Annotated in this window: 2 protein-coding genes; one reads left to right on the top strand and one right to left on the bottom strand. The window is 43.3% G+C overall.

Annotation, left to right across the window (positions count from 1 at the left end):
• A partial coding sequence (locus ACFRAK_RS29535) for an RsfA family transcriptional regulator (RefSeq protein WP_394573276.1) occupies positions 1 to 331 on the bottom strand: 331 nt, incomplete at its 3' end.
• 339 nt (positions 332 to 670) lie between these two features.
• Between ACFRAK_RS29535 and ACFRAK_RS29530 the strand changes: the two genes are divergently transcribed.
• A complete protein-coding gene (locus ACFRAK_RS29530) occupies positions 671 to 907 on the top strand; it encodes a DUF2626 domain-containing protein (protein ID WP_023956407.1) in 237 nt (78 codons plus the stop codon).
• Positions 908 to 1,096 lie beyond the last annotated feature (189 nt).

The raw sequence follows: 1,096 nt of genomic DNA, 5'->3' as shown, positions 1-1,096 counted from the left end.
CTTCCTCACTTACGCCTTCTGCCTTATAAACATCCTGTTCCAGATCCGAAACAGCTAATCCTGCAACTTGTGCTCCGCTGGCTGAAGGTTGTTTTTTATAATAACTTCTCTTCTGACGCTGAGATTTCGCCAAGCTAATGGCGTCCTCATATTTCTTGCGCACACAGCTATTCCAACGAAATCCACATGCTGCCGATGTTCGGCCGATTCTCTCTCCCACTTCCTCAAAAGCAGCCAATTGGGTACTGCCCTCACGAATATGACGCAGGGTTACCTCAGCTAATATTAGGTCGTCCTCCGCACTCCATGCATCCTGTCTCACTGCTGACATACCATAAAACCCTCCTAACGACATCCTAAAATAACCGTCTTCAATACCGTAACCGGCCTCTGAATAGGGTATAAAAACTGCTTAATTCATTTCTATGCCTCTCATAGAGTTCATAGAATCTATTTGATACTAAAATGTATTTCCATTTTGGATACAGATCATACTCTAACTGTAGGGAAAAGCGTGGATTCGAATAATTTGTTACAAATTTATTGCTTGATTGCTGGACAAGATAAAAAATGATGGCTTTTCTTGAGTTAGACGTTTACACGATTTTGCCATAACGCTATAATGTTCATAGCGGCATTATGTGCGTACATACGAGAGGAGGATATAATCGTGGCACGGATGTTTCGAGTTCTTGGCTTTTTTACCCTAACCATCGGGTTGATGGCCTTTGCGGGAGATCATATCGAGATGGCACTGCTCTTCTTCATGCAGACCGCTTTCTTCGTGATCCTGGGATATTTGAAATTCACGGAGAGAACCTATATTCTTCTCTTCTGGGCTTATATGATCGTGACCTTCACGGGCTTCAGCTATTGGACGGTCTTCATAATGGGCAAACCACTCTAATAAGTAAACTATGCAAGGAAACATAAATCCACCGGTACTTACACCTTGGACAAGCCTGATGCTAGATACCGGTGGATTTCCCTTGCGATTAGAGTAACGACATCAGGAATAAGGCGATCAGGTGCTGCGGCGCCTTGGTCGCTTTTTTCATTTCTTGGTTGATAAATGAGTCGGACACGTCATATATTG

This window comes from Peribacillus sp. NPDC056705 (genome assembly GCF_043656335.1).
The sequence above is the reverse complement of the archived record's forward strand: the minus strand, read 5'-3'. Positions and strand labels throughout refer to the sequence as shown.